Origin of the sequence: Streptomyces sp. NPDC051909 (genome assembly GCF_040681095.1) — a bacterium.
Lineage (GTDB): Bacteria > Actinomycetota > Actinomycetes > Streptomycetales > Streptomycetaceae > Streptomyces.
Window position 1 is genome coordinate 1 of record NZ_JBFAYA010000072.1, and the last position, 3,885, is coordinate 3,885.

Here is a 3,885-nt window from a genome sequence, read left to right on the forward strand (position 1 = left end):
CGCCTTCCTCTTCCCCATGCTCTCCATGATGAACATCATCCTTCCGGGGCCCAAGCCCCTGATCTCCGATGTCCGTCAAAGCGAAGTAAGCCCAGGAGACTCGCGAACCTCCTCCGGCTGGGCCGGTCGTAGCCCGCCGCGGGCCTTGGGGCAGTCATGCGGCGGGGCCTCCGGCCGTCCGGTTCCGGGGTCAGGCGCGCCACACCTCGGCCGCGGCGAGGAACGCCGACGACGGGCGGTCCGGAGTTCCTCCGGTGGAACCGGGGTGCGGACCAAGGCAGGCCGTCGAGTTTCGGGGAAATGGTACCGGCCTCGGTGGGGCCGTCTTCGTTGGCTACGCTGAGCACGGGCGTGCCTTTCCGACCCGCGCTACAACGCGGGCCTACTCGGTGACCATGAGTCGATCGCCCGGGAAGGTACGCCCTCCGCATCCCACGAGGCACACCGCCCTGGGCCGATCCACAGGTCCTGAGCATTGCTCTTCAACCGCGACCATGCCTGGCTGCGGGCACCCGGCGAACGCCTTCGCCCAACTCAAGAACCTGGCGGCTGCTGCACCGGGCACGCTGTTCCACCCGCCGCATCGGCACAGCGGTCAAGGCCGTCCAGACCCTCCTGACTGCGACTACTCAGGATGAGAACGGCTCACTGAGAGTATTCCTTGATAGCGATCGATGTCAAAACTGAGTATCGTTGGCACACGGTTCATCTAGGTGAGCCGGTGATTCGAGATATCACCCTGAGGCGGTGGTGGCAGTGGATACTGGTGCTCAGTGGCCGCTGGTGGAGCGGAATCCCGAACTGGAGGCATTCGAGGTGGCCTGGGGACGTCGCTCCTGCCAGGCGATAGTCATCGCGGGGCCCGCAGGAGTCGGCAAGTCCAGACTTGCTGAGGAGTGTCTGGCCCGGGCTGTCCGCGGCGGGTTCAAGGGCCGAAGGGCAACAGCAACCGCAGCCGCTGCGACCGTGCCACTCGGGGCTATTGCTCATATCCTTCCGCCCGGAGTAGATTTGTCTGAACCCGTGAAAGGCTTTGCGGAGGTAGCCAGGGTACTGTCTGGCCCGCAGCGGGACCGTAAGTGGGCAATACTGATAGACGACGTACATTTGCTGGATGCCACCTCAGCTGTGTTGCTTCGGCAGCTGATGATCACTCGCCTAGTTCGGCTGATCGCCACTCTTCGTACCGGGGAACCTGCCACTGAGGCCGTCCAAGCATTGTGCTACGGGGACGAAATTTCCCGCATCGACCTCGACGTATTCGACCTGAATCAGACCATGGGAATGCTGCAGGCCATTTTGGGTGGGCCCGTTACACGGCGCACGGCGCATCAGCTATTCACCGCATCTGGCGGCAATGCTTTGTACCTTCGGGAGTTGGTACAAGGCGCGAGTGCAAAGGGTTCATTTGCTTTCGACGGAGAGATCTGGCAGCTGGTTGATAGTCAGGAAGCCGTCGGTACACCGAGGCTGAGCGAACTCGTAAAGGAGCGCCTTGGTACGGCCGATCCCCGGGCTCGACTTGGGTTGGAGCTACTAGCACTCTGTGAACCCCTGCCGCTCGCCGACATCCAAGCGGCCGCTGATGATCCACATGCGGTCGCAGACCTTGAGGCAGTAGGACTAGTAAGCGTTCACCGCGCACACCGCCGAACCAATGTAACTCTTGCGCACCCCCTGTACGGAGAGGTCCTACGCAGCCAACTACGCCCCGTTCGCCGCCGTGAGATACTACTTAGGCAGATCGATCGTGCCAAGGAGCACGGCTCCCGGCGACGCGAAGATGTGCTGCGCATTGCCGCCTGGCAACTCGCCGCCACCGGGACCGCCGACAGCTCTATGCTCAGTCAAGCTGCCACCTTGGCGCGCTACGCCCATGACTATCCCCAGGCGCTGGCACTTCTTGAAGCTCTCCGCCCGGAAGAGTACAACACTGCCACTCGGCTCATGCTGGGCGAGGTCTTGTTCGAAGTGGGGCGTCCCGAACACGCAGAGAAGATCCTCCAGGATGCCGAGAGGCATGCGGCAGGTGAGTCGGAGTTGCTGGCCATCACCCTGACACGCACCTTCAACCTCTTCTGGGCCGCCGGCCGTACGGCAGAGGCCTTCGCTCTGAATGATGCCGCCCGACTGCGCATGCGCGACGAGTCGGAAATTCGCATGCTGCGCTACAACGAGGGCAGCATGTGGATCGCTACAGGACACCCGGATCATGGCCTTGAACTACTTGAGGACCTGACAAATGACCTTAGCGTCGTTTCAAATCCGGCAGCCTGGCTCGCGGGGGCAATGATGAAGCCCGTAGGGCTGTACATGACCGGCAGAATCAGTGACGCAGTGACCTTTGCTGAAGATGCACACAAAGCGCACCTAGATGTCGAGGATAGTGCCCTATACCCGCATCCTGCGGTTCAGTTGATATCTGTGAGCGCCGCGTTGCGGGATTTTGGACGGCTGGCAGAGGCGCGTGATGTGGGCGAGAGCGGTTTCGCTGACCTGGCATCCGCCTCAATTCCCTTGCCGTCTATGTGGATGGCCGTTAATCTGGGGGAGTTGGAGTTGCTGGCAGGGCATCCTGCCACCGCTCGCAGATGGTTCGCCGAGGCTGCCAACCGCGCCCGCCGTCACCACAACGCCAGGACGCTCAACCCTGCTCTGAACGGCATCGCCGTCTGCGCTGCACAACTCGGCGATCTGGAGGCTGCCAAGCGAGCCCTGTCTGAGGCGCGCAACTACCCACCGCTGGGCATTTTTATCGCTCTTGAGTGCCAGGCGTTGGCATGTCTCGCAGCGGCTACAGGGGACCTTCGCCGGGCCCGTAGGCTGCTCGTTGATGGCGCGACTGTGGCACGCACCGCTCGGCTGATCCCGCCGGAGATGACCCTTCTGGTAGACGTCGCGCGACTCGGCGGCGCAAACCAGGTTGCTCCTCGGCTCGCTGAACTCGCCCAGGACTGCGATGGGCCATTCGCCGTGGCGCGCGCACACCTCGCTGCCGGTCTCGCGGCTGACAGCCCTGGTCAGCTAAGTAATGTCGCTGGAGAGTTGGAGTCGATTGGCGCGGACCTACTGGCAGCTGAAGCTGCCAGCGCAGCTGCGGGTGCGTACGAACGTGCCGGACAGGTTCGTAAAGCCAGCGCCGCGGCTCGGCTTGCCAACACTTGCGCCGGCCGCTGCGAGGGTGTGCGTACGCCGTTGCTAACAGCGGCCCTCTCGGCGTCACTTACTGCCCGTGAACGCGAAGTCGCTCTTCTCGCTGCCCAGGGGACACCTAGTAAGGAAATCGCGGCATCCTTCCACCTTTCCGTGCGCACCGTCGACAACCACCTTCAACACGCATATACGAAACTCGGTGTAACGACCCGCCGTGAACTTGCTGCCACCCTCGGCACATTGGGTACCCCATGAATCAGGTATGTTCGGGCCCTGGAGCAAGCCATCGAAGCGGCTTGGCGTGATCGCCCCGTTCGCCATCCTGATCTCCGCGGGACGACTGCCGGAGGGTGAACGTCTTCCGAGGATCCGGCAGTTGGCGTCCGACCTTGGGCTGGCCGCCGGTACGGTGGCCAGCGCCTACCGGGAGTTGGAGGTTCCGGCCTGATCCGCACCCGGCGTGGTGCGGGCACCCGGGCGGCATCCCCACTCCGCAAGGCCAAGCACCCACTCCCGAGGAACTCGCGCCCCTGGCCCGGCATTACCGGGACGAGGCCCGGGCCATTGGAGCGGATGACGCGGCGATGACGCAAGCGCTGCGTTCCGCGCTGTCCGACACAGACTGAGCCCATTCGATCTGAGCTTGTTCCGCTTTGACGGACACGTTTGGTGTGGTGGTCAGGCTGCGAGGGCGGTCTCGTATTCGGCTGGGCTGCGGTAGCCGAGGCTGCT

Annotated in this window: 2 protein-coding genes and 1 pseudogene; all 3 read left to right on the forward strand. The window is 63.4% G+C overall.

Features of this window, described 5'->3' with window-relative positions; all coding sequences use genetic code 11:
• Window positions 1-481 precede the first annotated feature (481 nt).
• Window positions 482-687 (forward strand): annotated as a pseudogene (locus AB0M18_RS36430) (hypothetical protein); the annotation flags it as partial.
• 96 nt (window positions 688-783) lie between these two features.
• Window positions 784-3,408: a LuxR C-terminal-related transcriptional regulator gene (locus AB0M18_RS36435; protein WP_365765684.1), complete on the forward strand. Its 2,625-nt coding sequence runs from the start codon at window positions 784-786 to the stop codon at window positions 3,406-3,408.
• Window positions 3,409-3,415: 7 nt separating this feature from the next.
• On the forward strand, window positions 3,416-3,601 hold the full coding sequence (locus tag AB0M18_RS36440) for a GntR family transcriptional regulator (RefSeq protein WP_365765682.1): 186 nt from the start codon (window positions 3,416-3,418) through the stop codon (window positions 3,599-3,601).
• Window positions 3,602-3,885 lie beyond the last annotated feature (284 nt).

Coding starts and splice junctions, on each gene's coding strand:
- AB0M18_RS36440 (WP_365765682.1), top strand. CDS start 3,416: ATGTTCGGGCCCTGGAGCAAGCCATCGAAGCGGCTTGGCGTGATCGCC.